Source organism: Streptomyces sp. NPDC039424 (assembly GCF_055639495.1).
The window spans coordinates 40,962-65,407 of sequence record NZ_JBVKAI010000002.1 but is presented as its reverse complement, the minus strand read 5'-3'; the positions used below and the strand labels follow the sequence as shown (position 1 = coordinate 65,407).

The 24,446-nt window shown below is 70.4% G+C and carries 27 protein-coding genes; 11 read left to right on the top strand and 16 right to left on the bottom strand.

Annotated elements, in window-relative coordinates:
* Window positions 1–19: 19 nt before the first annotated feature.
* Both ACZ7L0_RS05105 and ACZ7L0_RS05100 read left to right on the top strand, forming a co-directional pair.
* Window positions 20–265 carry a hypothetical protein gene (locus ACZ7L0_RS05105; RefSeq protein ID WP_471241038.1) on the top strand — a complete coding sequence of 82 codons (246 nt, stop codon included), beginning with the start codon at window positions 20–22 and terminating at the stop codon, window positions 263–265.
* Window positions 266–274: 9 nt separating this feature from the next.
* Window positions 275–607: a DUF952 domain-containing protein gene (locus ACZ7L0_RS05100; RefSeq protein ID WP_471241037.1), complete on the top strand. Its 333-nt coding sequence runs from the start codon at window positions 275–277 to the stop codon at window positions 605–607.
* A gap of 7 nt (window positions 608–614) precedes the next feature.
* Here the strand turns inward: ACZ7L0_RS05100 and ACZ7L0_RS05095 are convergent, their stop codons facing one another.
* From ACZ7L0_RS05095 to ACZ7L0_RS05070, 6 genes are all read right to left on the bottom strand, one after another.
* Window positions 615–1,349: a VOC family protein gene (locus ACZ7L0_RS05095; RefSeq protein WP_471241036.1), complete on the bottom strand. Its 735-nt coding sequence runs from the start codon at window positions 1,347–1,349 to the stop codon at window positions 615–617.
* Window positions 1,346–1,762, bottom strand: coding sequence for a VOC family protein (locus tag ACZ7L0_RS05090; RefSeq protein WP_471241035.1), 417 nt, complete (start codon window positions 1,760–1,762; stop codon window positions 1,346–1,348). The genes ACZ7L0_RS05095 and ACZ7L0_RS05090 overlap by 4 nt, the downstream gene beginning before the upstream one ends.
* Before the next feature lie 37 nt (window positions 1,763–1,799).
* Window positions 1,800–3,110 carry a Clp protease N-terminal domain-containing protein gene (locus ACZ7L0_RS05085; RefSeq protein WP_471241034.1) on the bottom strand — a complete coding sequence of 437 codons (1,311 nt, stop codon included), beginning with the start codon at window positions 3,108–3,110 and terminating at the stop codon, window positions 1,800–1,802.
* Window positions 3,110–4,426, bottom strand: a complete 1,317-nt coding sequence (locus ACZ7L0_RS05080; protein WP_471241033.1) for a caspase family protein — start codon at window positions 4,424–4,426, stop codon at window positions 3,110–3,112. The genes ACZ7L0_RS05085 and ACZ7L0_RS05080 overlap by 1 nt, the downstream gene beginning before the upstream one ends.
* 1 nt (window position 4,427) lies before the next feature.
* Window positions 4,428–4,802: an effector-associated constant component EACC1 gene (locus tag ACZ7L0_RS05075; RefSeq protein WP_471241032.1), complete on the bottom strand. Its 375-nt coding sequence runs from the start codon at window positions 4,800–4,802 to the stop codon at window positions 4,428–4,430.
* Window positions 4,803–4,897: 95 nt separating this feature from the next.
* Window positions 4,898–5,296 carry a helix-turn-helix domain-containing protein gene (locus ACZ7L0_RS05070; RefSeq protein ID WP_471241031.1) on the bottom strand — a complete coding sequence of 133 codons (399 nt, stop codon included), beginning with the start codon at window positions 5,294–5,296 and terminating at the stop codon, window positions 4,898–4,900.
* A 103-nt stretch (window positions 5,297–5,399) separates the two neighbouring features.
* On the opposite strand from ACZ7L0_RS05070, the gene ACZ7L0_RS05065 reads away from it, so the two are divergent.
* The gene (locus ACZ7L0_RS05065) at window positions 5,400–6,554 is read left to right on the top strand and encodes an inorganic phosphate transporter (protein ID WP_471241030.1); all 1,155 of its coding nucleotides are present in this window, start codon (window positions 5,400–5,402) and stop codon (window positions 6,552–6,554) included.
* Window positions 6,555–6,579: 25 nt separating this feature from the next.
* Window positions 6,580–6,816: a hypothetical protein gene (locus tag ACZ7L0_RS05060; protein ID WP_471241029.1), complete on the top strand. Its 237-nt coding sequence runs from the start codon at window positions 6,580–6,582 to the stop codon at window positions 6,814–6,816.
* Window positions 6,817–6,849: 33 nt separating this feature from the next.
* On the opposite strand, the gene ACZ7L0_RS05055 is transcribed toward ACZ7L0_RS05060, so the two are convergent.
* Window positions 6,850–7,227 (bottom strand): winged helix-turn-helix transcriptional regulator, encoded by a 378-nt coding sequence (locus ACZ7L0_RS05055; protein WP_471241028.1) that lies wholly within the window; start codon window positions 7,225–7,227, stop codon window positions 6,850–6,852.
* 166 nt (window positions 7,228–7,393) lie between these two features.
* Between ACZ7L0_RS05055 and ACZ7L0_RS05050 the strand changes: the two genes are divergently transcribed.
* On the top strand, window positions 7,394–7,603 hold the full coding sequence (locus ACZ7L0_RS05050; protein ID WP_471241027.1) for a hypothetical protein: 210 nt from the start codon (window positions 7,394–7,396) through the stop codon (window positions 7,601–7,603).
* Window positions 7,604–7,825: 222 nt separating this feature from the next.
* On the top strand, window positions 7,826–8,362 hold the full coding sequence (locus ACZ7L0_RS05045) for a DUF5994 family protein (protein WP_471241026.1): 537 nt from the start codon (window positions 7,826–7,828) through the stop codon (window positions 8,360–8,362).
* Window positions 8,363–8,380: 18 nt separating this feature from the next.
* Here ACZ7L0_RS05045 and ACZ7L0_RS05040 read toward each other — a convergent pair whose 3' ends face one another.
* Together ACZ7L0_RS05040 and sodN are read right to left on the bottom strand one after the other, a co-directional pair.
* Window positions 8,381–9,622 (bottom strand): PP2C family protein-serine/threonine phosphatase, encoded by a 1,242-nt coding sequence (locus tag ACZ7L0_RS05040; RefSeq protein ID WP_471241025.1) that lies wholly within the window; start codon window positions 9,620–9,622, stop codon window positions 8,381–8,383.
* Window positions 9,623–9,880: 258 nt separating this feature from the next.
* Window positions 9,881–10,276 (bottom strand): superoxide dismutase, Ni, encoded by a 396-nt coding sequence (gene sodN / locus ACZ7L0_RS05035; RefSeq protein WP_020136639.1) that lies wholly within the window; start codon window positions 10,274–10,276, stop codon window positions 9,881–9,883.
* A gap of 145 nt (window positions 10,277–10,421) precedes the next feature.
* Between sodN and sodX the strand changes: the two genes are divergently transcribed.
* Entirely contained in the window at window positions 10,422–10,856 is a 435-nt protein-coding gene (gene sodX, locus ACZ7L0_RS05030) for a nickel-type superoxide dismutase maturation protease (RefSeq protein WP_471241588.1), read from the top strand.
* On the opposite strand, the gene ACZ7L0_RS05025 is transcribed toward sodX, so the two are convergent.
* A complete protein-coding gene (locus ACZ7L0_RS05025; RefSeq protein ID WP_471241024.1) occupies window positions 10,760–11,389 on the bottom strand; it encodes a CGNR zinc finger domain-containing protein in 630 nt (209 codons plus the stop codon). The two genes, sodX and ACZ7L0_RS05025, sit on opposite strands and share 97 nt — an antisense overlap.
* 99 nt (window positions 11,390–11,488) lie before the next feature.
* On the opposite strand from ACZ7L0_RS05025, the gene ACZ7L0_RS05020 reads away from it, so the two are divergent.
* Complete coding sequence (locus ACZ7L0_RS05020; protein ID WP_471241023.1) at window positions 11,489–12,247, top strand: class I SAM-dependent methyltransferase; 759 nt, start codon at window positions 11,489–11,491, stop codon at window positions 12,245–12,247.
* A gap of 96 nt (window positions 12,248–12,343) precedes the next feature.
* Here ACZ7L0_RS05020 and ACZ7L0_RS05015 read toward each other — a convergent pair whose 3' ends face one another.
* Genes ACZ7L0_RS05015 through ACZ7L0_RS05005 form a run of 3 tightly spaced genes read right to left on the bottom strand, consistent with a single transcriptional unit; the run spans window position 12,344 to window position 15,078 of the window.
* Window positions 12,344–13,096 (bottom strand): amino acid ABC transporter ATP-binding protein, encoded by a 753-nt coding sequence (locus ACZ7L0_RS05015; RefSeq protein WP_471241587.1) that lies wholly within the window; start codon window positions 13,094–13,096, stop codon window positions 12,344–12,346.
* Window positions 13,097–13,146: 50 nt separating this feature from the next.
* Complete coding sequence (locus ACZ7L0_RS05010) at window positions 13,147–14,082, bottom strand: amino acid ABC transporter permease (protein WP_471241022.1); 936 nt, start codon at window positions 14,080–14,082, stop codon at window positions 13,147–13,149.
* 36 nt (window positions 14,083–14,118) lie between these two features.
* On the bottom strand, window positions 14,119–15,078 hold the full coding sequence (locus ACZ7L0_RS05005; protein WP_471241021.1) for an ABC transporter substrate-binding protein: 960 nt from the start codon (window positions 15,076–15,078) through the stop codon (window positions 14,119–14,121).
* 506 nt (window positions 15,079–15,584) lie between these two features.
* Here ACZ7L0_RS05005 and ACZ7L0_RS05000 point away from each other — a divergent pair.
* On the top strand, window positions 15,585–16,808 hold the full coding sequence (locus tag ACZ7L0_RS05000; protein WP_471241020.1) for an NAD(P)-dependent malic enzyme: 1,224 nt from the start codon (window positions 15,585–15,587) through the stop codon (window positions 16,806–16,808).
* 156 nt (window positions 16,809–16,964) lie between these two features.
* The gene (locus ACZ7L0_RS04995; RefSeq protein WP_471241019.1) at window positions 16,965–17,930 is read left to right on the top strand and encodes a zinc-binding dehydrogenase; all 966 of its coding nucleotides are present in this window, start codon (window positions 16,965–16,967) and stop codon (window positions 17,928–17,930) included.
* Window positions 17,931–17,944: 14 nt separating this feature from the next.
* Here the strand turns inward: ACZ7L0_RS04995 and ACZ7L0_RS04990 are convergent, their stop codons facing one another.
* A complete protein-coding gene (locus ACZ7L0_RS04990; protein ID WP_471241018.1) occupies window positions 17,945–19,021 on the bottom strand; it encodes a PadR family transcriptional regulator in 1,077 nt (358 codons plus the stop codon).
* A 1-nt stretch (window position 19,022) separates the two neighbouring features.
* Window positions 19,023–20,039 carry a DUF4097 family beta strand repeat-containing protein gene (locus ACZ7L0_RS04985; protein ID WP_471241017.1) on the bottom strand — a complete coding sequence of 339 codons (1,017 nt, stop codon included), beginning with the start codon at window positions 20,037–20,039 and terminating at the stop codon, window positions 19,023–19,025.
* A gap of 178 nt (window positions 20,040–20,217) precedes the next feature.
* On the opposite strand from ACZ7L0_RS04985, the gene ACZ7L0_RS04980 reads away from it, so the two are divergent.
* Window positions 20,218–20,397, top strand: coding sequence for a DUF6104 family protein (locus ACZ7L0_RS04980; RefSeq protein ID WP_023586593.1), 180 nt, complete (start codon window positions 20,218–20,220; stop codon window positions 20,395–20,397).
* 114 nt (window positions 20,398–20,511) lie between these two features.
* Here the strand turns inward: ACZ7L0_RS04980 and ACZ7L0_RS04975 are convergent, their stop codons facing one another.
* On the bottom strand, window positions 20,512–24,285 hold the full coding sequence (locus ACZ7L0_RS04975; protein WP_471241016.1) for a multifunctional oxoglutarate decarboxylase/oxoglutarate dehydrogenase thiamine pyrophosphate-binding subunit/dihydrolipoyllysine-residue succinyltransferase subunit: 3,774 nt from the start codon (window positions 24,283–24,285) through the stop codon (window positions 20,512–20,514).
* Window positions 24,286–24,446: the final 161 nt, after the last annotated feature.

Below are 24,446 nucleotides of genomic sequence, written 5' to 3'. Positions count from 1 at the left end.
TCCGCCCTACCCTGGGGACATGGGCAGCGAGGAACGCCTCTGTCCGGTCTGCGGACAGCCCGTCGAGACCGTCGTCCGGCGGCACAAGACCCTGGGCGCCTGGGTCCCGGTGTGGGGCCCCGGGCCCTGCCGCAACCCCGACTGCGCGGCGAACCCGGCCGGGCAGCCGCGGCCCCCGGCCCCCGAGCAACCGCCCCCCGCCCCGACGCCACCGGCCCCGACGGCCCCCGTGAACGAGGCGCAGCAGCAGGACCCCGGCCCGTAGCGTGGCCGTATGACGAAACCGGCGTACATCCTGCATCTCACCGAACGCTCCCTGTGGGACGCCGCCCGCGAGCGCGGCACCTACGAGATGGCGACCCGTGGCCGCACCCTCCAGGAGCAGGGCTTCATCCACTTCTCCACCCGCGACCAACTCCCGCGCGTCGGCGCCTTCCTGTACGGCTCCTATGACGGCCCCGACGACCTGGTGGTCCTGGTCGTCGACCCCGCGCGGCTCGACGTACCAGTGAAGTACGAGGCCATGGAGCCGGGCGGCGAGGAGTTCCCGCATGTGTACGGACCGGTGCCGGTCGGCGCCGTGGTCGAGGTGGAGCCCTGGGGCTGACGGCGCCCTACGCCGGTGGCAGCCCGCCCGTCTCCGGGTCCCGGCCGGTCAGGCAGTAGACGCCGCCGGACGGATCGCGCAGCACCGTCCAGTGGGTGCCCGCGGCGACGAAGGACGCCCCCAGGGCCTCGTGGTGCGCCCGGGCCGCCGGAATGTCGGCGCAGGCCAGGTCGAGGTGCGCGGAGGCGGCCCGTTCCTCGCCGAGCCGCTGGAGCAGGACGCGGACCGGCAGGCCCGGCGGCGGTCTGAGCACCCGGAACTCGGGCAGCGAGCCGGTCAGCAGCTCCCAGCCGGTCAGCCCGGCCCAGAAGGCGGTCTCGGCGTCGTACGCGGAGGGCGGTATGTCCAGGCACACCTGGTCCAGCCTGCTGCCCGCGACCACCGGCGGCCGTACCGACTCCCCGTGCCACGGCACCGCGCAGAACGCCTGCCCGGCGGGCGACCGCAGTACGGCCCAGCCCTCGTGCCGGGCCACCAGGTCCGCGCCGAGTTCCCGGGCCGACTCCACCAGCGCGGCCACGTCCTCCACACAGAGGTCGATATGCGCACCACCGCCCGAGGCGACCCCCTGCAGCTTCACACAGGCGTCGGTCCCGGCATCGGGGACGAGCGTCACGAACTCGCCGTCGTCTCCACGGGCTTCGGACAGCCGGGTGCCGGTGACGGCCGTCCAGAAACTCCGGGCGCGCTCCAGTCCCGCCACCGGCCGGTCGACGAAGGCGTACGTCCAGCGGATGTTCACGCGTCCACCCGCTCGATGAACCGCAGCATGTTCCCGGCCGGGTCCCGGAACGCGCAGTCGCGCACCCCGTACGGCTGGTCCGTAGGCTCCTGCAGCACATCGCCGCCGGCATCCCGGACCCGCGCGTACAGGGCGTCGCAGTCGCGGGTGGTGAAGATGACCCCGCGCAGAATGCCCTTGGCGAGCAGTTCGGCCATCGCCTCCCGGTCGGCGGGCGAGGTGTCCGGGTTCGCGGCGGGCGGCTCCAGCACGATCTCCACGTCCGGCTGGAGCGGGGAACCGACGGTCACCCACCGCATCCCCTCGAAGCCGACGTCGTTGCGGATCTCCAGGCCCAGGACGTCGACGTAGAAGGCCAGCGCCTTGTCGTGGTCGTCGACGGCGATGAAGCACTGCGCGAGTTTCAGGTCCATGGGCACACGCTAGTTCGGGGGTGCCGGAAGCGCCGCCTCAGCTCATGGACCAGACGTAGGGGTCGTGTTCGGCGGGGGCGGGGGCGGGACGAGGCGTGGGGGACTGGATGCCGGAGCTGGCGGCGAGGGCCGCGCGGACGTCGCGCTCCTTCACGGTCGGGATCACGTCCGGTGGCGTGTCCGAGCGCGCGGCCCGTATCCGCACCAGCGCCGCGGCCTCGTCCAGCAGACCGATCGCCGAACCGGGCAGGGACTGGTCGGGGACGTGGTCCCGCGCGAGGGCGGCGGCGACCTCCAGGGCGTTGGCGAAGAGCAGCACGTTGTGGTGGTTTTCCAGGCGCTTGCCGACGGTGCGGAGGATGTTCCGTACGTCGTCCTCGGACGGCTCCTCGATGAACACCGGCTGGATGAGCCGGTCGATGCCCGGATCCGGCTCCCGCCGCTCGTACTGCGCACGCCCGCAGTCGCCCAGGACGAAGAGGCCGGGAAGGCCGAGCAGAGGCCGGAACAGGCCGAAGGGTGTGGTGACGCCGTCGGGCAGGTGCAGGGGGGTCAGGGCGTGGTCGAGGTGGAGGACGATGTGCGGACTGTTCCTGAACTCCTCCAGCAGATCGGTGATGAGGGCGCTGCCCCGGGCCCGGTGCTGCGGGTCGGCGAGGATGGCGCCGAGGTCCAGCGCGCGGACGGTGTGGTCCCGAAGGGCCGTCGGGAGGCGTCCCTCCGCGATCGCCGAGGCGACACCGACGGCCACGGCCTTCTTGCCGACGCCGGGCTCCCCCGTGAGCAGGGGCACGTTGCGCTGGTGGCGGGTGAGTACCTGGATCACCCGGTCGATCTCCGCGGTCCGGCCGACGACGGGGCGCGGAACGAGCGCACGGGTGACGGCGTGGAGGAGGCCGGGCGCCTCGTCGGACGCGGGACGGACGGCCTTCGGCTCCCCGCTGACCGATCCCCGCACCCGGTCGAGTTCCACCCCGTTCGCGACCAGGACCTCCACGGCCGTGCCGCCGCCCACGGCGATCAGGGCGAGGAGGACGTGCACCGGCTCCACGGCCGCGGAGCCGAGTCGATCGGCCTCGACGCAGGCTTGCCGGATGACCTCACTGGCCCGCGAGCTCAAGGGGAGGGGACCCGGTGACGGCGCACCGACGCCCATACCGCGGGCGCCGAGCACCGCCCCGCGGATCTGTGCGGCCGGGACGCCGAGCAGCCGTTCGGTCTCCTCGCGCGCCACGGCGACCAGACCCAGCAGGAGGTGTTCCGTACCGATGTAGTGGTGGTTGAGCAGCCGCGCCTCCTCGGCCCCCTCGGTGGTGACCCGCCGCGTCTGCTCGCTGAACCGCTCCATCAGCCCGCCCCCGCCTCTTCGCACCCCGCCAGATCCGCCCGCGCCCTGCGCGTGTGCGGATGCTCCGCCCCCAGCACCCGCTCCCGCTCCACCACCAGCTGCCGCAGCAACGCCACCGCCTCGTCCCGCCCGCCGGTCAGGGCGAGGTTGCGGGCCAGGATGTGCCGGGTGCGCAGGGTGTGCGGGTGCTCGGCACCCAGGACGCGGCCCCGGTCGGCGAGGAGGACGCGGAGCATGCCGACGGCCTCCTCGCGGTGCCCCGCCTCGCCGAGGTTGACGGCGAGGAACTGCCGGGTGCGCAGGGTGTCCTCGTGGTCGGGGCCGAGGAGCCGTACCTGGTCGGCGAGGAGCTGCCGGAGCAGACCGGCGGCCTCCACGGGGGTGCCGGCGCCGCCCAGGCTGTGCGCGTAGGACTGGCGGGTGCGCAGGGTCTCGGCGTCCTCGGGCCCGAGGATCCGGGTCTGTTCGTCGAGGATCTTCTGCAGTTCCTCGGCCGCGCCCTTCCAGTCCCCGGCCTTGCCCTGTTCGACGGCGGCGACGTGCCGTCTGCGCAGCTCCGGTCCGGCGGTCGCGGCGAAGGCTCGGTTGATGCCCAGGGCGATCCGGTGGGCGGTCCCGGCGCCCCGGTTGAGCGGGGTGGGCAGGCCCTCGGCCTCCATGATCGCGCGCAGTCGCCGGTAGAGGTCTTCGATGGTGAGCAGCTCGGGCCCGCCGACCACGCCCTCCCGCAGCAGCCGCATGAACCGGCCGGAGAACGCGGTGTGGTCCTCGTCGCGCAGGGCGAGGGCGACCTGGTCGCGCTGTGCCGAGGTCAGCACATAGGTGCCGGCCACCTCCAGCTGCCCGATCCGCTCGGCCTCGCCGCCGGAGAGCGAGTCGGAGACGGCGCGGCCGGAGAAGCAGCAGTCGAGGACCACCACCTTGGTCTCGGCGGGGCTGTCCAGCACGGCGTCGCGCAGCTTGTCGTACTCCAGGGAGTTGAACTCGGGCGCCGCCCACTCGCTGTCCGGCAGCGCCAGGTACAGCTCGTGGCGCCGGCCGCTGACCAGCCCGTGCCCCGCGTAGTACACCAGGAGCAGGTCCTCCGCCTCGGCCACGGCGGCCCGCAGCCGCCCGCCGACGGCCCTGAGGTCGCCCTCGTCGAGCAGCATCGTGCAGTGGCTGTCGGGGACCAGCCCGTAGTACCGGTCGGTGAAGAGTCCGGCCAGGTCGGTGATGGTCCGGTCAACGGCCGGGAGGTCGGGCAGGGCCGGGTCGGAGTACCGACTGGCGCCGATCAGCACGACCCGGGAGCGGTGGGGGTCGGGGAGGCGCACGTCAGTCCCGTACGCCCTGGTCCGGCCCCTCCTCGCGGGCCTGCCGCAGGAGCCGCTCCACGTCCTCGGTGTCGACCCGCTTGGCGTCGATCTCGACCTCGCGGCCGTCGTCCAGCCGGACCTTCAGGCGGATGTCGCCGCGGCGCGGCTGGGCGAGCCAGGTGCGCAGACAGGACGCGAGCACGGTGAGCGGGCCGCCCGCTCCGAGCAGTACGGTCACCGTGTCCAGCGCGGTGCCCAGTTGCCCCGGCTCGGGGGCGCCCCCGGTCAGCCGGACCCTGCCGGCGAGTGCCGGCTCGCCTCTGAGCCAGTCGGTCAGCGACTCGGCGTCCTTGACCGGGTCCTCGCTCAGGACGGAGATGAGTGCGGTTGCCACGGCTCCCCCGACTTCCTCAATGACCTTGATTGGCAACGTTGTTGAGAAGAGCCAGTGTAGGGCGGCCGGGACGGGCGGCGCGGCGCGACGCCCCGTCAGTAGGGGCGGCGCCGCGGCCGGGTGAAGGTGCGGGCCACGCAGGACGGGATCACCGCGCCCTCCTCGTGCGAGCGCGCCCGGTAGGAGCTCGGCGTCTCGCCGACCAGTTCGGTGAAACGGGAGCTGAAGGAGCCGAGGGAGGTGCAGCCGACGGCGAGGCACACCTCCGTGACACTGAGGTCGCCGCGGCGCAGCAGCGCCTTGGCCCGCTCGACACGGCGGGTCATGAGGTAGCTGTACGGCGTCTCCCCGAAGGCCCTGCGGAAGCTGCGCTGGAAGTGGCCGGGGGACATCAGCGCGGTGCGCGCGAGTTCGGCCATGTCCAGGGGCTCGGCGTACTCGCGGTCCATACGGTCGCGGGTCCGGCGCAGGCGTACCAGGTCTTCGAGACTCACCTCGCCAGCATGGCACGCACGGCGCGAGTGCGGGCGCCGTACCTCGACGGACCCTTCGCCTCCGGTTCGCCGGGTGTTGACCCGCGCTTGCTTTCCTCGGGGAATGGACCACATCACGTTCCTCGTGGCGGTCGTCATCGTCACGGCGTTGGCCTTCGACTTCACCAACGGATTCCACGACACGGCGAACGCGATGGCCACGTCCATCGCCACCGGCGCGCTGAAGCCGAGAACCGCGGTGCTGGTGAGCGGTGTCCTCAACGTGGCCGGCGCCTTCCTGTCCACGGAGGTCGCCAAGACGATCTCCGGCGGGATCGTGGACGACACCCTCGTCACCCCGGGGATGATCTTCGCGGGGCTGGTCGGGGCGATCCTGTGGAACCTGCTGACCTGGCTGGCGGGGCTGCCGTCGAGCTCCTCGCACGCGCTGTTCGGCGGACTGATCGGGGCCGTCTGGGCCGGTGCGGGCTCGCACGGCGTGCACTTCGACAAGGTGGTCGAGAAGGTGCTGATCCCGGCCGTGGCCTCACCGGTGGTGGCGGGCGTGGCGGCGCTGACAGCCACCTACCTCGCCTACAAACTCACCGCCCGGACCCGGAAGGACTCGGTCACCAAGGGCTTCCGCCTCGGCCAGATCGCCTCCGCCTCGCTGGTCTCGCTCGCGCACGGCACCAACGACGCGCAGAAGACCATGGGCGTCATCACGCTGACGCTGATCTCGGCGGGTGCGCTGGGGCACGACGCGGGACCGCCGGCCTGGGTGATCGCCTCGGCCGGGCTGGCCATTGGCCTCGGCACCTATCTCGGCGGCTGGCGGATCATCCGCACGATGGGCAAGGGCCTCACCGAGATCCAGTCACCGCAGGGCTTCGCCGCCGAGACGGCCTCCACGACCGTCATCCTGACCTCCGCCCACCTCGGCTTCGCCCTGTCCACCACCCAGGTCGCCTCGGGCAGCATCCTCGGCGCGGGCGTCGGCCGGCGCCTGGCGGAGGTCCGCTGGGGTGTCGCGGGCCGGATGGTGGTCGCCTGGCTGATCACGCTGCCCGCGGCGGCCCTGGTCGGCGGCCTCGCGGCGAGCGTGGTCAAGCACGGCGGCAACACCGGCACCGTGGTGATCGCCCTGGTCGCCGTCGCCCTCGCCACGGCCATCGTCGCCGCCTCGCGCCGCAACCCGGTGAGCGCGCACAACGTCAACGACCACCACGAGGTCACCATCCGCACCCCGGCTCCGACGAACGTCGGCACGGCCGCCTGAGCCGCGGAGATCAGAAGGGTTCATCATGCGTCTGGACTGGTCCGCCCTCGGCGAGGTCACCGCGGTCAGCATCGGCGTCACGGTCGCCGTGGTGGCCGTCTTCGCCCTCGGCGTCCTCGGCCTCGCCCGCGCCGAAGGCACCCGCGAACACCCCGGGGGAGGCAGCTCGGCCATGGGCCTCGCCCAGGCGGGCCTGTGCTTCGTCGCGTGCGCGGCGGTGGTGGCGTACGGGATCTACCTGATCGTGCCTCAGTTCCACTGAGCCCCGGCCGTGCCGTGTTCCCCGACGCGCGGGTCACGCCCTCGCCGCGTCGTACTCCTCGCGCGCCTTCTCGATCGCCGCCATCCGCTGCTCCGTCCAGTGCGCGAGGGCGCGGACCTGTTCGGCGGCCTCGCGGCCGAGGTCCGTGAGCGAGTAGTCGACGCGGGGCGGGATCACGGGCTTGGCGTCGCGGTGGACCAGACCGTCACGCTCCAGCGTCTGCAGCGTCTGGGTCAGCATCTTCTCGCTGACCTTGCCGATCTCCCGGCGCAGTTCGCCGAAGCGGTAGGAGCGGTCCAGCAGCGCGATCAGGACCAGGGTGCCCCAGCGGCTGGTCACGTGCTCCATGGCCACGCGATGGGGGCACATCGCGTCGCCTCCGGCGCCGCGTACACGGTCCACGAGCGTCATCTCACTTACCTCCACACCCGTACCCTACTTCGAGGTCGGCACTTGCGGCCGGATAGTGCACCCAGTCGCCCCCGAGCCGGGAAATAGCTGGTCATACGCACATTTTCGAGCTCGGCGGCGGAGTAGGGTGAAGACCCGGGGGTTCTCCAAGGGATGTGAGAGCGCCATGACCCTCCTCGCCGTGGCTGTGTTGCTACTCGTGATCGCCGTCGGAATCGCTCTGATCCACCGGCTCAACGCTCAGCACAATGAACGGATCGCGGCCTTCCACTACAGCGATGCCCTGCCGGGGATCGGCCGCCGCCCCCGGAGGCACCGCCGGCCGACGGCGGACGGGCCCGCCGACCCGCCTCACCACGACAGCGGTCGCGGATGACATCGACTTCGGCCCGACTGGGGGCGGTGGGTGTGACGCCGACGCGTCACACCCACCGATACGACGCCCGCGCTGACGCCGCGTCGGCCCGTCGGGAATCGGCGAGGAGTACCCTGGTGATTACCGAGAGCATTTCGTACACCGGCTTCCACGCCGGCGTCGTTCCCGGCGATTCACGGCAACCGGGCCGGGTCACGACCGGCCCGGGGTTGGGTTCGCGTCATGACCGCCACCATTCTGTCGACGCCCGCGGTCGAAGACCGTATCCCTGCTGCGTTGCCGCTCCGACTCGTGCTGGCACCTGACGGCACAGCCCCGGCACTGATCAACGGTGCCTGGTGGCCCCGCTCCCGCGACCTGACGGCGGAGCTTCCGGCGCTCATCGACGTGCTCGACCCGCTGTGGGGACGGATCACCCGAGTTACGGTGAACCCCACGTTCTGGCCGGTCATCCCGCGAAAGGTGCCGGTCCACGGGCACGTGGTCCACGTCGGCTGGTTCGAGGCCGAGCAGGACCCGCACAAGCTGTTGCTGCTCTCCTACACCGTCGGCCGCTGGGACCTGCTGGTGATCCCACCGGAGGCAGAGCCGGCCACCGCGGTCCGGCTGATGGCCACGGCCACCGACCCGACGCGGACCCTCACGGCGAGCGGTCTGATCCATGAGGCCGAACGTTTCCGGATCGCGGCGGAGGAAGCGGCCGACTCGGACTCGGTCCGCGAGGCGGTCTGGGAATCCGAAGGCGGGCACGACGCCTGAGTCGAGGCAGCCGTCGGCTCAGTCCACGAGGGTGAGGTGGTCGGCGGCGCCCCCGCGCCATTCGATCAGGAGGAGGGTCGCGTCGTCGCTGGTGCGGCCGCCCCGTTGTTGCTTCAGGGCGTGGGAGAGCGAGCGCACCACCGCTCGTACCCCCTTCTCCGTGTCTTCGATGCGGTTGACCCAGTGGATGAGTTGTTCCTCGCCGAACTGCTCTTCACCGGCTTCGTGTTCCTCGATCAGGCCGTCGGTGAAGCACAGCACCCGGTCACCGCGGCGGAGCATCTGCTCGCTGATCCGGGGTTGTTCGCCGCCGAAGCCGACCGGCAGGGTGGTCGGGCCCGCCAGTTGCCGGAGGACCCGGTGGTCGCGGATCAGCAGTGGCGCGGGGTGGCCCGCGTTGACCCACTGCAGGTGGCCCGTTGTGATGTTCAGACGCATCATCTGCGCGGTGACGAAGTGCTCGGGCCCGAACTGCTCGGCGATGGCCCGGTCCATGAACGTGTAGATCTCGGACAGGCCGATGTCGGCGCGTCTGGCGTGCCGGTAGGCCCCGACGGCGACGGTCGCCATCGTGGCGGCGTCCAGGCCGTGGCCCATCGCGTCGACCATGGCCACGTGCAGGATGTCCTCGTTGAGGGCGTAGTCGAAGCTGTCGCCCGCGACGCCGTAGGCGGGCTCCAGGATTCCGGCGACCGCTGCCTGCGGGACGGACATCGCCAGCGGCGGCAGCAGGGACCACTGGATCTCCGCGGCCACGCTCATCGGTTCGCGGCGCCGGGCGAGGAAGAACTGGTCGGTGTAGCTGTGCTTGGTGACGAGCATGTCGGCGACCAGGCCGGCCAGCCTGCGCAGGAGCCGCCGGTCGTCGTCATCGACGTGGTCCAGGGTGAGGACCATCACTCCCACCTGGTCGCTGCCGTCCAGCAACGGCAGGTACATCCGGACGCCGTCGGCCTTCGGCACCTCGACAGTGGTCGCCTGCAGGAAGGCCGTGCCGGCGGGAGAGTCACCGATCGGCTCGGCCTCGCCGACCACCAGCCGCCGGCCCGGCAGCGGCACCAGCACCAGCTGGCCGTAGTCCTGCAGCAGGATCGAGACGTCCCGGCCACCGACCCTGGCGACCTCTTCCGCGATCAGCGGGCCGATCAGCTGTGGCGGCATCTCGTGTGCCCGGTCCAGCAGCACCCCCAGCAGCCGCTCACCGAAGCCTTCAGAACGGTCCGTGAGGCCGTTGTCCGTACGCCGCTCGCCCTGCGCCATAGCCGCGCCCCTGCATCGGTGTCTTCCGACACGACCGCGATCACTCCTTCCAGGGTGACGCGGCAGACCGACCCGGGGTGCTTATTTCGCTGAACGCGGCATGTCATGTCACACATGGCGGCCGGGCGCGCGTACGGCCGGGAAAAAGACCGCACCCGGACCGTCATGGACGCCATACTCGGCGGCCTGCGGCCCGGGTGCGGAAAAAGGGAGACGCTGCAACCAACATAATCGCAGGTCAGAGGGCATGATCGAAGATCAGGCCTTCTTGGTCTCCCAGAAGATCTTGTCGATCTGGGCGATGTAGTCCAGGGCCTTCTGGCCCGTCGCCGGGTCGGTGGACGCCTTGGCGGCCGAGAGGGCCTTCAGGGTGTCGTTGACCAGCTGGTGCAGCTCCGGGTACTTCTCGAAGTGCGGGGGCTTGAAGTAGTCGCTCCAGAGCACGGAGACGTGGTGCTTGGCGAGCTCCGCGCGCTGCTCCTTGATGACGGTGGCACGCGCCTGGAAGTGCGGGTCGTCGTTGGCGGCCATCTTTTCCTGGACGGCCTTCACCGACTCCGCCTCGATGCGGGCCTGGGCCGGGTCGTACACACCGCAGGGCAGGTCGCAGTGCGCGCTGACCTTGACCTTGGGGGCAAACAGGCGGGAAAGCATGGAGCATTCCTTCCTCGTGATCGTCTTCTCAGGTGGGACATTACTCCCTGCGAGACGGGTTTTCGCGAGTGCCCCCTAGGGCTTAGGACAAAAGTCCGGGGTCAGACTGAGACTGGTGGAGGAACGGACCGGGGAGGTGCCGGGGATGCCGGAGCTGTCGCAGGAGACCGAACGGGGGAGGGCCGTCCCGCCCTTCGGGCTGGCGGAGGTGACCGGGCCGTCCATGGTGCCCACGCTCTACCACGGGGATCAGCTCGTGGTGCAGTACGGGGCCCGGATCAGGCCGGGTGACGTGGTCGTCCTGCGTCATCCCTTCCAGCAGGACCTGCTCGTCGTCAAGCGCGCGGTGGAGCTGCGCGAGGGCGGCTGGTGGGTGCTCGGGGACAACGCGTACGCGGGAGGGGACAGCACCGACTACGGGCCCGTGCCGGAGGATCTGATTCTCGGCCGGGTCCGGTTGCGGTACAGGCCGCTCAGGGCCGGTCAGCGCTCGCCGCTGGCGCTGGTGCGCTGGGCGCTGTCGGCCGCGAGGCCCGTCTTGACCGACCGGTCGGCCTCCAGGCGCTTGCGGGCGCGGTAGGCGGCCACGTTGGCGCGGGTCGCGCAGCGGTCCGAGCAGTAGCGCCGGGAGCGGTTGGTGGACGTGTCGAGGTAGGCGTTGCGGCAGGGGGCCGCCTCGCACAGGCCGAGGCGGTCGACGCCGTACTCGGTCAGGTGGAACGCCAGGCCCATCGCGGCGATCGCCGCGTAGCCCGCGGTGGCGTTCGACGGGTGGTCGGCCAGGTGCATGTGCCACAGCGGGCGGCCGTCCTCGTCGCGGAAGTCGTGTCCGGAGATCTGCGGGCTCACCGGGAACTCCAGCAGCAGGGAGTTCAGCAGGTCCACCGCGAGGGTCTCGTCGCCGGTGTCGGCCGCCTCGAAGACCGCGCGCAGCCGGGCCCGGACCGAGCGGAAGCGCGTGACATCGGCGTCGGTGGCGCGGCGGGCCGCCGAGGAGTTGGCGCCGAACAGGTCGCGGACGGCCTCGACCGAGGTCAGGGTGTCCTTGCCCCGGACCGGTTCCTCGCTGTTGACGAGGCGTACGGCGTAATCCGAGTAATAGGCCAGTTCCACTTGTAGTCCTTACGGGGGCGCTCTATGGTCGTGGACGCGGTCGAGTAACGGCTGAGCGTGTATTCAGGGTATTACGTGGCGGCTGAAGAGGGGGCTCCCATGACCACCGGTACCGGAACCGACTGGCAGGCCTGGCAGGAGAGCTGGGACCGCCAGCAGGAGTGGTACATGCCGGACCGCGAGGAACGCTTCCGGATCATGCTGGACATGGTCGAGGCACTCGTCGGCACCGCCCCGCGCGTCCTCGACCTCGCCTGCGGCACCGGCAGCATCACCGCCCGGCTGCTCGCCCGGTTCCCCGGCGCCACCAGCGTCGGCGTCGACCTCGACCCCGCGCTGCTCGCCATCGCCGAGGGCACCTTCGCGGGCGACGAGCGCGTCATCCTCGTCACCGCCGACCTCAAGGACCCGCGGTGGCCGACGAGGCTGCCGTACGACTCGTACGACGCCGTCCTGACCGCCACTGCCCTGCACTGGCTGCACAGCGAACCCCTCGTGGTCCTCTACGGTCAGGTCGCGGAACTCGTCCGCGACGGCGGTGTCTTCATGAACGCGGACCACATGATCGACGACACGACGCCCCGGATCAACGCGGCCGAGCGCGCCCAGCGTCACGCCCGCATGGATCAGGCCAAGGACGCGGGCGCCCTGGACTGGTCCGAGTGGTGGCAGCTGGCGGCCCAGGACCCGGTCCTGGCCGGGCCGACGGCCCGACGGTACGAGATCTACGGTGAGCACGCCGACGGCGACATGCCGGGTGCCGCGTGGCACGCGCGCGTGCTGCGGGAGAAGGGCTTCGGGGAGGCGCGGGCCGTGTGGGCGTCGCCGTCGGACACGCTGCTGCTGGCGTTGAAGTGACCATCTGGGGGCGGCTGCCGCGACGGCGCTGAACGATCCCCCCGGCATGCCGAAGGGCGGTACGGAAACCCGTACCGCCCCTCTCTCGGCGAAGCGTCACAGCACCTTGGACAGGAACGACTGCGTCCGCTCGTGCTGCGGGTTGGTCAGGACGTCGCGCGGGTGGCCGGACTCGACCACCACGCCGTCGTCCATGAAGACCAGGCTGTCGCCGACCTCGCGGGCGAAGCCCATCTCGTGGGTGACGACGACCATCGTCATACCGGACTCGGCGAGGTCGCGCATGACGTCGAGGACGTCGCCGACCAGCTCCGGGTCGAGGGCCGAGGTCGGCTCGTCGAAGAGCATCAGCTTCGGGTCCATGGCCAGGGCCCGGGCGATAGCCACGCGCTGCTGCTGACCGCCGGAGAGCTGCGAGGGGTAGTGCCCGGCCCGGTCGGCCAGGCCCACGCGCTCCAGCAGGTTCATCGCGCGGTGGTGCGCGTCGGCCTTCTTCGCGCCCCTGACCTGGATCGGCGCCTCGATGACGTTCTCCACGGCCGTCATGTGCGGGAACAGGTTGAAGCGCTGGAAGACCATGCCGATGTCCCGGCGCTTCATGGCGACCTCGCGGTCGCGCAGCTCGTAGAGCTTGGCGCCCTGCTGGCGGTAGCCGACCAGTTCGCCGTCGACGTACAGCCGGCCGGCGTTGATCTTCTCCAGGTGGTTGATGCACCGCAGGAAGGTCGACTTGCCGGAACCGGAGGGGCCGATGAGGCAGAACACCTCGCCCGGCTTCACCTCCAGATCGATGCCCTTGAGCACCTCGACCTGGCCGAAGGACTTGTGGACGCCCTCGGCCTTCACCATCGGGACGGATGTGTGCTTCGGGACCGAGTCCGTCTTGCTCAGCTTGTCGGTCATGCCGTGCCTCCCTTCGGCCGGCCCAGGGAGAGCATGTTGGCGCGGATCTTCTGCAACGGGGTGGGCGGCAGGGCGCGGCTGGAGCCGCGGGCGTAGTACCGCTCGATGTAGTACTGGCCGACGCTGAGGACCGAGGTCATGATCAGGTACCAGGCGGCGGCGAGGAAGTACATCTCCACCGGGGCGCCGGAGACCTGGCCGATGTCCTGGGCGTAGCGGAAGAGCTCGGGATACTGCACGGCCGCCACCAGCGAGGTGGTCTTCAGCATGTTGATCACTTCGTTGCCCGTCGGCGGCACGATCACTCGCATCGCCTGCGGGATGATGATCCGCCGCAGCGTCCTGCCGTGGCTCATGCCGAGCGCGTGCGCGGCCTCGGTCTGGCCCTCGTCGACGGCGAGCAGACCGGCGCGGCAGATCTCCGCCATGTACGCGGCCTCGTTCAGACCCAGGCCGAGCAGCGCCGTCAGCAGCGGCGTCATGAAGTCCGACCAGTAGTTCTTGTAGATCGGACCGAGGTTGATGTACTCGAAGACCAGGCCCAGGTTGAACCAGAGGAACAACTGGACCAGCACCGGGGTGCCACGGAAGAACCAGATGTAGAACCACGCGATCGACGAGGTCACCGGGTTCCGGGACAGGCGCATGACGGCGAGCAGGATGCCGCCGACGATGCCGATCACCATCGACAGGACCGTCAGCAGGAGGGTCTTGCCGACACCGGTCAAGATCCGGTCGTCGAAGAAGTAGTCCGGGATGGCGTGCCAGTTGATCTTGCCCTGGGCGAACGCGTAGATGATCGCGACGAAGAGCGCGATCGCGATGACGGCAGAGACGTATCTCCCGTAGTGCCGGACCGGAATGGCCTTGATGGCCTCCGCGCCGGCCGGGGGAGTGTCCTTCGGCCCCGCCGTCTTCTCGATGTCAGTCACGGGTGTTGCCTTTCAGTGCCCGCCGGGGACGTGCGGTCACTTGCCGCCGTTGACGACGGACTCCTTGACGGCGCCGTCCGCGGCGCCCCACTTCTCGAGGATCTTCTGGTACTCGCCGCTCTTGATGACGGCGTTCATGGCGGCCTGCAGCGCGTCCCGCAGCTGGGTGTCGCTCTTGGACACCGCGATGCCGTACGGGGCCGCCTCGACCTGGTCGCCGACTATCTCGAAGTCCTTGCCGCCGCCGGAGGTCTTCACCGCGTACGCGGCGACCGGGAAGTCGGAGGAGGCCGCGTCCGCGCCGCCCGAGCGCAGACGGGTCTGCGACTGCTGGTCGTCGTCGAAGGGCTCGATGGTCAGCTTCTTGCCGCTCGGGCACTTCTTCGCCTCGGACTTCGCCAGGTCCTCCGAGACGGTGCCGCGCTCGACGGCGAGCTTCTTGCCGCACAGGTCGGACCAGGACGTGATGCCCTCGGTGTCGCCCTTGCGCGTGTAGATCGAGACACCGGCGGTCAGGTAGTCGACGAAGTCGACGCCCTCGCCGACCTTCTTGCCGGTGTCCGGGTCGACGCCCTCCTGACGGTTCTTGTTGTCCGTCATGGCCGACATCGCGATGTTGTAGCGGCCCGAGCGCAGACCGGTGAGCAGGGCGTCGAAGGTGCCGTTGTCGAACTGGAACGTCACCCCGAGCTGCTTGCCCATGGCCGCCGCGAGGTCCGGGTCGAGGCCTACGACCTTGCCGGAGGAGTCCTTGAACTCCACCGGGGCGTACGCGATGTCCGAACCGACCTTGATGACACCCTTGCTCCGGATGTCCTGGGGGAGCTTGTCGGCGAGCGGGGCGGAGCTGGTGGAGGTGCTGCCGGAGTCCTTGTTCTTGTCCTTCGTCTGGTCACCGCAGCCGGTGAGCAGCAGGGCGCCCGCGACCGCGATCGCACCGACCGCGGCCAGGCGGGAGTGCGTGGCGGTCGTACGGCGGGTGGAGCTTGCGGTCATCGTGGGTTCCTCCGGCGGATGGATGGAGATGCCGATGGGTCGACGAGAACACACACCATCGGGTGTCGCGACCTCGTGGGTTTACCGCATCTTGCCATTCGGACTACGCCGTTCAGGTGACTCGCTATGTCAAAATCGGATAACGGGTGACCCCCGAACCGCATCAGGTCGACACATCCTCGGCATCCCAAGGCCTCTATCTGCGGGAATCAAGCCACTTGGCCGGAAAATCTTCGACCCATCTCATCATGTGGTCGGGTGTCGAGTCCGCGACGAGGTCCCCGCGAGGGCAGAGATGTGACCTTGCACCTAATGGACTCGTCGACTGTGCCGTCCGTCCGGTAAGAAGGTTCTTTACACCCCTCATCCGGGGCTCAGGGCGCGTGTGCGGCGCGCCCGTCGTGTACGCCCGTACGTATCACTGAATCGGGCCGTGCACGGTCCCGCCCACCCCTCACCAGGAGTGGTCAACCCTCAACCATTGAATACTTAAGGGGTAAAACAAAGTGGCAGCGGAGATCGTCAATCCTCGCAGCGACAGCAATACGGACCAGGACGGCGGGGGCGAGCCCCTCGATTCCTTCGATCCGGTGTTCGCGCTGCACCGCGGCGGCAAGATGGCCGTGCAGGCCACCGTGCCGGTCCGTGACAAGGACGACCTTTCCCTCGCGTACACGCCCGGTGTGGCGCGCGTGTGCACCGCGATCGCGGAACGTCCGGAGCTGGTCGACGACTACACGTGGAAGTCGTCGGTGGTCGCCGTCGTGACGGACGGTACGGCCGTGCTCGGGCTCGGGGACATCGGTCCCCAGGCCTCCCTTCCGGTGATGGAGGGGAAGGCGATCCTGTTCAAGCAGTTCGGCGGCGTGGACGCGGTGCCGATCGCGCTCGACTGCACGGGCGTCGACGAGATCGTCGAGACCGTGGTCCGGCTCGCTCCCTCCTTCGGCGGAGTCAACCTGGAGGACATCTCGGCACCGCGGTGCTTCGAGATCGAGCGGCAGCTCCAGGAGCGGCTGGACATCCCGGTCTTCCACGACGACCAGCACGGTACGGCCGTCGTGACGCTGGCGGCGCTGCGCAACGCGGCGCGGCTGAGCGGGCGGTCGATCGGTGACCTGCGGGCCGTCATCTCGGGTGCCGGCGCGGCCGGTGTCGCCATCGCCAAGATGCTGGTCGAGGCCGGGATCGGGGACGTGGCGGTCGCCGACCGCAAGGGCGTCGTCTCCGCCGACCGGGAGGACCTGACGTCCGTCAAGCGCGAGCTGGCCGGGTTCACCAACAAGGCGGGCATCACCGGCTCCCTGGAGGACGCGCTGGCCGGCGCCGACGTCTTCATCGGCGTCTCCGGCGGTACGGTCCCGGAGGCGGCGGTGGCCTCCATGGCCGAGGGCGCCTTCGTGTTCGCGATGGCCAACCCGAACCCCGAGGTGCACCCCGACGTCGCGCACAAGTACGCGGCCGTGGTGGCGACCGGGCGGTCGGACTTCCCCAACCAGATCAACAACGTGCTCGCGTTCCCCGGGATCTTCGCCGGGGCGCTGCAGGTGCGGGCCTCCCGGATCACGGAGGGGATGAAGATCGCGGCGGCGGAGGCGCTGGCCGCGGTCGTCGGGGACGACCTCGCTGCCGATTATGTGATTCCGTCGCCGTTCGACGAGCGGGTCGCTCCGGCGGTGACCGCGGCGGTCGCGGCCGCGGCGCGGGCCGAGGGCGTTGCCCGGCGGTGACTCCCGAATGGCCCCGCCCGTTCGGGCGGGGCCATTTTTTTACCCGCCCGGCCGCCTGTTCAGGTGACTTGGGAGGTGGCCGCCGTTGTGCAAGAGGGCATGTGTCACAGGGCCCGATAGTTCCGCCGACCGGGCCGGGAACCTATCGTCAAGCCCATGTTCGCTGTCTACGCCGCCCGAATCGACCGCGACCAGCCGCTCACCGGCCTTGAGTTGGGGGAGCGCCCGGCCCCCGAGGCCCGTCCCGGCTGGAGCACCGTCAACGTCAGGGCCGCCTCCCTCAACCACCACGACCTCTGGTCCCTGCGCGGCGTCGGCCTCGCGGAGGACAAGCTGCCGATGATCCTCGGCTGTGACGCCGCCGGAGTCGACGAGGACGGCAACGAGGTCGTCCTGCACTCCGTCATCGGGCAGACCGGCCACGGCGTCGGCCCGAAGGAGCCCCGCTCCATCCTCACCGAGCGCTACCAGGGCACCTTCGCCGAGCAGGTCGCCGTGCCCACCTGGAACATCCTGCCCAAGCCCAAGGAGCTCTCCTTCGAGGAGGCCGCCTGCCTGCCCACCGCCTGGCTGACGGCGTACCGGATGCTCTTCACCAACGCGGGGGTACGGCCGGGGGACTCGGTCCTCGTCCAGGGTGCCGGCGGCGGGGTGGCCACCGCCGCGATCGTGCTCGGCAAGGCGGCCGGGCTGCGGGTCTTCGCCACCAGCCGGGACGAGGCCAAGCGGAAGCGGGCCCTGGAGCTCGGTGCGGTCGAGGCCCTGGAGTCGGGGGCCCGGCTGCCGCAGCGGGTGGACGCCGTGATCGAGACCGTCGGCGCCGCCACCTGGTCCCACTCGGTGAAGTCCCTGCGGCCCGGCGGCACGCTGGTGATCTCGGGCGCCACCAGTGGCGACCGCCCCTCGCACGCCGAGCTGACCCGGATCTTCTTCCTGGAACTGAAGGTCGTCGGCTCCACGATGGGCACCAAGGACGAGCTGGAGGACCTGCTCTCCTTCTGCGCCGCCACCGGTGTCCGCCCCGTCATCGACGAGGTGCTCCCCCTGGACCGCGCCCGCGAGGGCTTCGAACGGCTGGAGTCGGGCGACCAGTTCGGCAAGATCGTCCTCACCAGCGGCTGACCCCCCGGGTCTGCTCAGACCTTCGGCCCGCGCAGTATCGCGCCGATGTGCGCCGCCGCCGTCGACAGATGGCGGCGGGCGCCGCGGAGCTGGTCGGCGCTGACGCCGTGGTCGCGTGCCGCGTCCCTGATGTCGTCCCGGAAGCGGTCGAGGAGGCGGTCCAGGTCGCGGGCCGGGTCGCCGGTGGGGTCCTCGTGGGCCCAGGCCGGTTCGTAGTCGGCGGGGAAGTCCTCCGGGGTGTCGGAGTACTCCGGGGCGGCCGTGGGCGAGGGTGCCGACTTGGCGGTCCCGGTCCCCGCCCCAGCCCCTGCCCCGGACGCTGATTCGGGGCGCCCGAAGCCGAAGTCCTTCCCGAACTCGCCGAACTCCTTGGCGAGTTCGGAAATGCCCTCCCGGACCCCCGTGGGCCAGTCACCTCGCGTGAAGTGGTCCTGGACGTGCTCCTGGACCCGCCGGGCGATGCGCTGCATCTCCTCCTGGGCCTGGGCCCGCGCCCGTGCCTGGGCCTCCTGGGCCTGGCGGCGGGCCCGCTGGGCCTCCTCGCGGGCCCGGCGGCTCTCGTCCTTGGCGCGGCGGGCCTGCTCCTTCCACTCCTGCTTGACCCGGCGCATCTCCTCCTTGGCGATGCGCCAGGCCTCCTTGTCGCCCAGGTCGCCGTACTCCCCGAAGGGGCCGTGGTCCCCGGTGCCCTCCGGGCCGCCGCGCCGGGCCTCGGAGGCGGCGGCCCGCATCTCGCGCCGCAGGTCGCCCGCCGCGCCGCGCACATCGGCCCTGATCTCGGCGGCGAGTTCGGCGACCGACTCGCGGATCTCCAGCTCCAGGTCGGCCAGTTCACCGCTGCGGTCGGCCAGTTCGGCGCGGCCGGCGTCCGTGATGGCGTACACCTTCCGGCCGCCCTCGGTGGTGTGGGTGACCAGGCCCTCGGCCTCCAGCTTGGCCAGCCGGGGGTAGACGGTGCCCGCCGACGGTGCGTACAGCCCCTGGAAGCGTTCCTCGAGGAGGCGGATCACCTCGTAGCCGTGGCGCGGGGCCTCGTCGAGCAGCTTGAGCAGGTAGAGGCGGAGGCGGCCGTGGGCGAAGACGGGAGGCATGTCAGAGCACCTTCTTGTCGGTCGTACCGTCGGCCGGGGCGCTGCCGGCATCGTCGCCCGGGCCGGAAGCGGAATTGTCCCCCGAACCGTGCCGCGGTCCGGGCGCCGGGTCGGTGGACGCGTGTTCGTCGGTGGGTGCCTGTGCCTGTGCCTGTGTCTGTGCCTGGCCGGTCGTGGCCGCGGTGTCCCACGGCGCCTCCGCGTCCTCGTCCTCCCTGGGCGGGCGGCGCAGCAGGGCGATCGAGCCGGAGACCGTCGTGGCCCTGAGTTTGCCGTTGCCCGCGCCGAGGCGGCCGGTGATCTTGTGGGCGCCCCACTGGCCGTGCACCCGAAGACCGTCGAAGGCGTTGGAGATGACTCCGCTCGCGGTGTTCGCCTCGACGTCGGCGTCGGCCGGGTGCGGGAGCCGGATGGCGATCTCGCCGGAGACGCTGGTCAGCCTGACGTCCGTGGGGCCGTCCGGGTCCAGGTCGATGATCATGGAGCCGCTGACCGAGTCCGCCCGCACGGAGGAGCCCGAGGCCTCGACCACGGTCAGGTCCCCGGAGACGGAGTTGTACCGCAGGTCGCCGGTGACGGCCTGGGCTTCGAGGTTGCCGGACACCGTCTCCGCGCGCACCGGGCCGGAGAGGGCGACGAGCGTGGTGTCGCCGGTGACTCCCTTGACCAGCGAGGGGCCGCGCATCCCGGAGACGACGGCGGCGGCGCCGATCACGCCCACCTCCACGCGGGTGTCCGCCGGGACGGCGAGGGAGACGACCGCGCTGCGCCGCCAGCCCTTGCGGTCCAGCCACTTGAGGAAGCCCTTCCAGGGCAGGTCCTCGTAGGCCACGGAGAGTATTCCGCCCTGTTGGGTGACCACGAGGGGCGGACCCTCGATGTCCGTGACTTCGAGACGCGCGGAACCCTCGTCCGTGCCCACGACGTTCACTGTTCCGTTGACGATGCGGACGTGCAGGTCGGTCACGGGGGTGTCGAAGGTGAGCTTGGTGGGCTCGGCGACGGACCACTCGGACATGGTGGAGCCCTCCTCGGGCAGGATGCGACACGCCATATCGCGTCTTCCGAGAATCACGATATATCGTGTACCCGAGAAGTCAAGACACTCGTTCAGGTGTCGTCCTCCGTCCCGCATAGGCTGTGCCCAGAGGACCGGGCGACGGCCCGGACACGGCACACATCGCAGGAGAGGCCCCATGTACTTCACCGACCGCGGTATCGAGGAGTTGGAGAAGCGGCGCGGCGAGGAGGAGGTCACCTTCGAGTGGCTGGCCGAGCAGCTGCGGACGTTCGTGGATCTCAACCCGGACTTCGAGGTTCCCGTGGAGCGGCTGGCGACCTGGCTCGCCCGGCTCGACGACGAGGACGAGGAGTAGGCCCCGACGGACCGTCGTCGGAGAGGCGAAGGGGAGACGAAAGGGCCCGGCCCCGAGTCCGTACGAGATCCGTACGGCTCGGGGCCGGGCCCTTCGTGCGAGGTGGCGAAAGGCCTACGCCTCGAACACCTCACGCACCAGCTGCTCCTGCTCGGCCTGGTGCCGCTTCGCGGAACCCACCGCCGGGGAGGAGCCGTGCGGGCGGGAGATGCGGCGCAGGCGCTCGCCCGCCGGGATGTCCGCGCCGACCGCCAGGTCCAGGTGGTCGATCAGGTTGAGGGCGATGAACGGCCAGGCACCCTGGTTCGCCGGCTCCTCCTGGGCCCACAGGTACTTCTCGGCGTTCGGGTACTTCTTGATCTCCGCCTGGAGCTCGGCACCCGGCAGCGGGTACAGGCGCTCGATACGGATGATCGCCGTGTCGGTGGCACCGCGCTTCTGACGCTCGGCCTCCAGGTCGTAGTAGACCTTGCCGGCGCAGAAGACGACCCTGCGGACGGCGGCCGGGTCGGCCGACGCGTCGCCGATGACCGGGCGGAACTCCCCGCTCGTGAACTCCTCCGCCTTCGAGGCCGCGGCCTTCAGACGCAGCATCGACTTCGGCGTGAAGACGACCAGCGGCTTGTGGTGCGGGTTGTGCACCTGCCACCGCAGGAGGTGGAAGTAGTTCGACGGGAGCGTCGGCATCGCGACCGTCATGTTGTTCTGGGCGCAGATCTGGAGGAACCGCTCCGGGCGGGCCGAGGAGTGGTCCGGGCCCTGGCCCTCGTAACCGTGGGGGAGGAGAAGCACTACGCCGCTCGTCTGACCCCACTTCTGCTCCGCCGACGAGATGAACTCGTCCACGACCGTCTGCGCGCCGTTGACGAAGTCGCCGAACTGGGCCTCCCACATCACCAGCGCGTCGGGACGGGCGAGCGAGTAGCCGTACTCGAAGCCCATCGCCGCGTACTCGGAGAGCAGCGAGTTGTAGACGTTCAGGCGGGCCTGGTCCTCGGAGAGGTACAGCAGCGGGGTGAAGTCCTCGCCCGTCTCACGGTCGATGAGGACCGCGTGCCGCTGGCCGAAGGTGCCGCGCTGGGAGTCCTGGCCCGCCAGGCGGACCGGGGTGCCCTCCAGGAGCAGCGAGCCGATGGCGAGGGTCTCGCCCATGCCCCAGTCGATCGTGCCGTCCTCGACCATGGCCGCCCGGCGCTGCAGCTGCGGCAGCAGACGCGGGTGGACGGTGATGTGGTCGGGGATGTTGACCTGGGACTCGGCGATGCGCTTGACGACCTCCGTGGACACGGCCGTGCTGACCGCGACCGGGAAGCCGTCCTGCGGCTCCTGGAAGTCCGGGGCGAGCGGCTGGGAGGTCGCCTCGCGGACCTCGGTGAAGACCTTCTCCAGCTGGCCCTGGTAGTCCTGCAGGGCCTGCTCGGCCTCTTCCAGGGTGATGTCGCCGCGACCGATCAGGGACTCGGTGTAGAGCTTGCGCACCGAGCGCTTCTTGTCGATCAGGTCGTACATCAGCGGCTGGGTGAAGGCCGGGTTGTCCGACTCGTTGTGACCGCGGCGGCGGTAGCAGATGAGGTCGATCACCACGTCCTTGTTGAACGCCTGACGGAACTCGAAGGCGAGCCGCGCGACGCGGACCACGGCCTCCGGGTCGTCGCCGTTCACGTGGAAGATCGGGGCCTCGATCATGCGGGCCACGTCCGTCGCGTACATCGAGGAACGCGAGGACTCGGGGGCCGCGGTGAAGCCGACCTGGTTGTTGATGACGATGTGGACCGTGCCGCCGGTGCGGTAGCCGCGCAGCTGCGACATGTTCAGGGTCTCGGCCACCACGCCCTGGCCCGCGAAGGCCGCGTCGCCGTGGATCGCCACCGGCAGGACCGTGAAGTCCGTACCGCCCTTGTTGATGATGTCCTGCTTGGCGCGGGCGACGCCCTCCAGGACCGGGTCCACCGCCTCCAGGTGCGAGGGGTTGGCCACGAGCGAGACCTTGATCTGCTCGCCGTCCAGGCCGGTGAAGGTGCCCTCGGCGCCCAGGTGGTACTTCACGTCGCCGGAGCCGTGCATCGACTTCGGGTCGAGGTTGCCCTCGAACTCGCGGAAGATCTGCGCGTAGGACTTGCCGACGATGTTGGCGAGGACGTTGAGCCGGCCGCGGTGGGCCATGCCGATGACGACCTCGTCCAGACGCGACTCGGCCGCGCTGTCCAGTACCGCGTCGAGCAGCGGGATGACGGACTCGCCGCCCTCCAGGGAGAAGCGCTTCTGGCCGACGTACTTCGTCTGCAGGAAGGTCTCGAAGGCCTCCGCCGCGTTCAGGCGGCGCAGGATGCGCAGCTGCTCCTCGCGCTCCGGCTTGGAGTGCGGGCGCTCCACACGGTCCTGGATCCACTTGCGCTGCTTGGGGTCCTGGATGTGCATGAACTCGATGCCGGTGGTGCGGCAGTACGAGTCGCGCAGCACGCCGAGGATGTCGCGCAGCTTCATCATCGACTTGCCGGCGAAGCCGCCGACGGCGAACTCGCGCTCCAGGTCCCAGAGCGTGAGGCCGTGCTCGACGATGTCGAGGTCGGGGTGCTTGCGCTGGCGGTACTCCAGCGGGTCGGTGTCGGCCATGACGTGGCCGCGGACCCGGTAGGAGTGGATCAGCTCGAAGACGCGGGCGGCCTTGGTGACGTCGTCGTCGTGGCTGGCGTCGATGTCCTTGAGCCAGCGGACCGGCTCGTAGGGGATGCGCAGCGCCTCGAAGATGTCGTCGTAGAAGCCGCTCTCGCCGAGCAGGAGGTTCGCGACCTGGCGGAGGAACTCGCCGGAGGCGGCGCCCTGGATCACCCGGTGGTCGTAGGTCGACGTGAGCGTCATGACCTTCGAGACGCCGAGCTTGTTCAGGGTGTCCTGGGAGGTGCCCTGGAACTCCGCCGGGTAGTCCATGGAGCCGACGCCCATGATGACCGACTGGCCGGGCATCAGACGCGGCACGGAGTGGACCGTGCCGAGGCCGCCCGGGTTGGTCAGGGAGACCGTGACGCCGGTGAAGTCGTCCATCGTCAGCTTGCCGTCGCGGGCGCGGCGGACGATGTCCTCGTAGGCCTGCCAGAACTCGAAGAAGTTCAGCGTCTCGGCCTTCTTGATGGCGGCCACGACCAGCTGGCGGTCGCCGTTGGGCTTCACCAGGTCGATGGCCAGGCCGAGGTTGACGTGCGGCGGCTTGACGAGGGTCGGCTTGCCGTCCTTCTCGCCGAACGACCAGTTCATCGAGGGCATGGCCTTGATGGCCTGCACCATCGCGTAGCCGATGATGTGCGTGAAGGAGATCTTCCCGCCGCGGGCCCGCTTGAGGTGGTTGTTGATGACGATGCGGTTGTCGAACAGCAGCTTCACCGGGACCGCGCGGACCGAGGTGGCGGTCGGCAGATCCAGCGAGGCGTTCATGTTCTTGGCGACCGCGGCGGACGGGCCGCGCAGCGTCACGAACTCCGGCCCGTCCGCGGACGCGGCGGGCTCGGCGGCGGGCTGGGCCTTCGCCTTCGGCTGCGCGGGCTGAACGGGCTTGGCGGCCGGAGCGGCGGGCTGCGCCGGCTTGGCGGCCGCAGCGGCGGGCTTCGCGGGCGCCGGGGCCTGGGCGGCGGGAGCGGGCTTCGCGGGCGCCGGGGCAGGCGCGGGAGCGGCGGGTGCCGCCGGCGCGGCCTGGGCCGGTGCGGCCGGAGCGGCGCCCGGCTTGTAATCGGCGAAGAAGTCCCACCAGGCGCGGTCTACCGAATTCGGGTCCTGGAGGTACTGCTGATAGATCTCGTCGACGAGCCACTCGTTCGGACCGAACGCGGCAGCGGGGTTCTTCCCGGCTTGGTCGTCGGTGGAGATGCTCGAGTTACTGGGGGACTGTGGCGACACGGCGGCAACCGCCCTCTTCCGCTTCACAAGGTGATGGACAGCGGGAATAAAGGCTACGCCTCCAAGACCGCGAAGGTCAGGTCGGGCCCGTTCATCGTCGCGTAAGTCACATCGAAAACTGTGTTTCGGGGGTTGATATGGCGGGAAACAAGCGTGGTTCA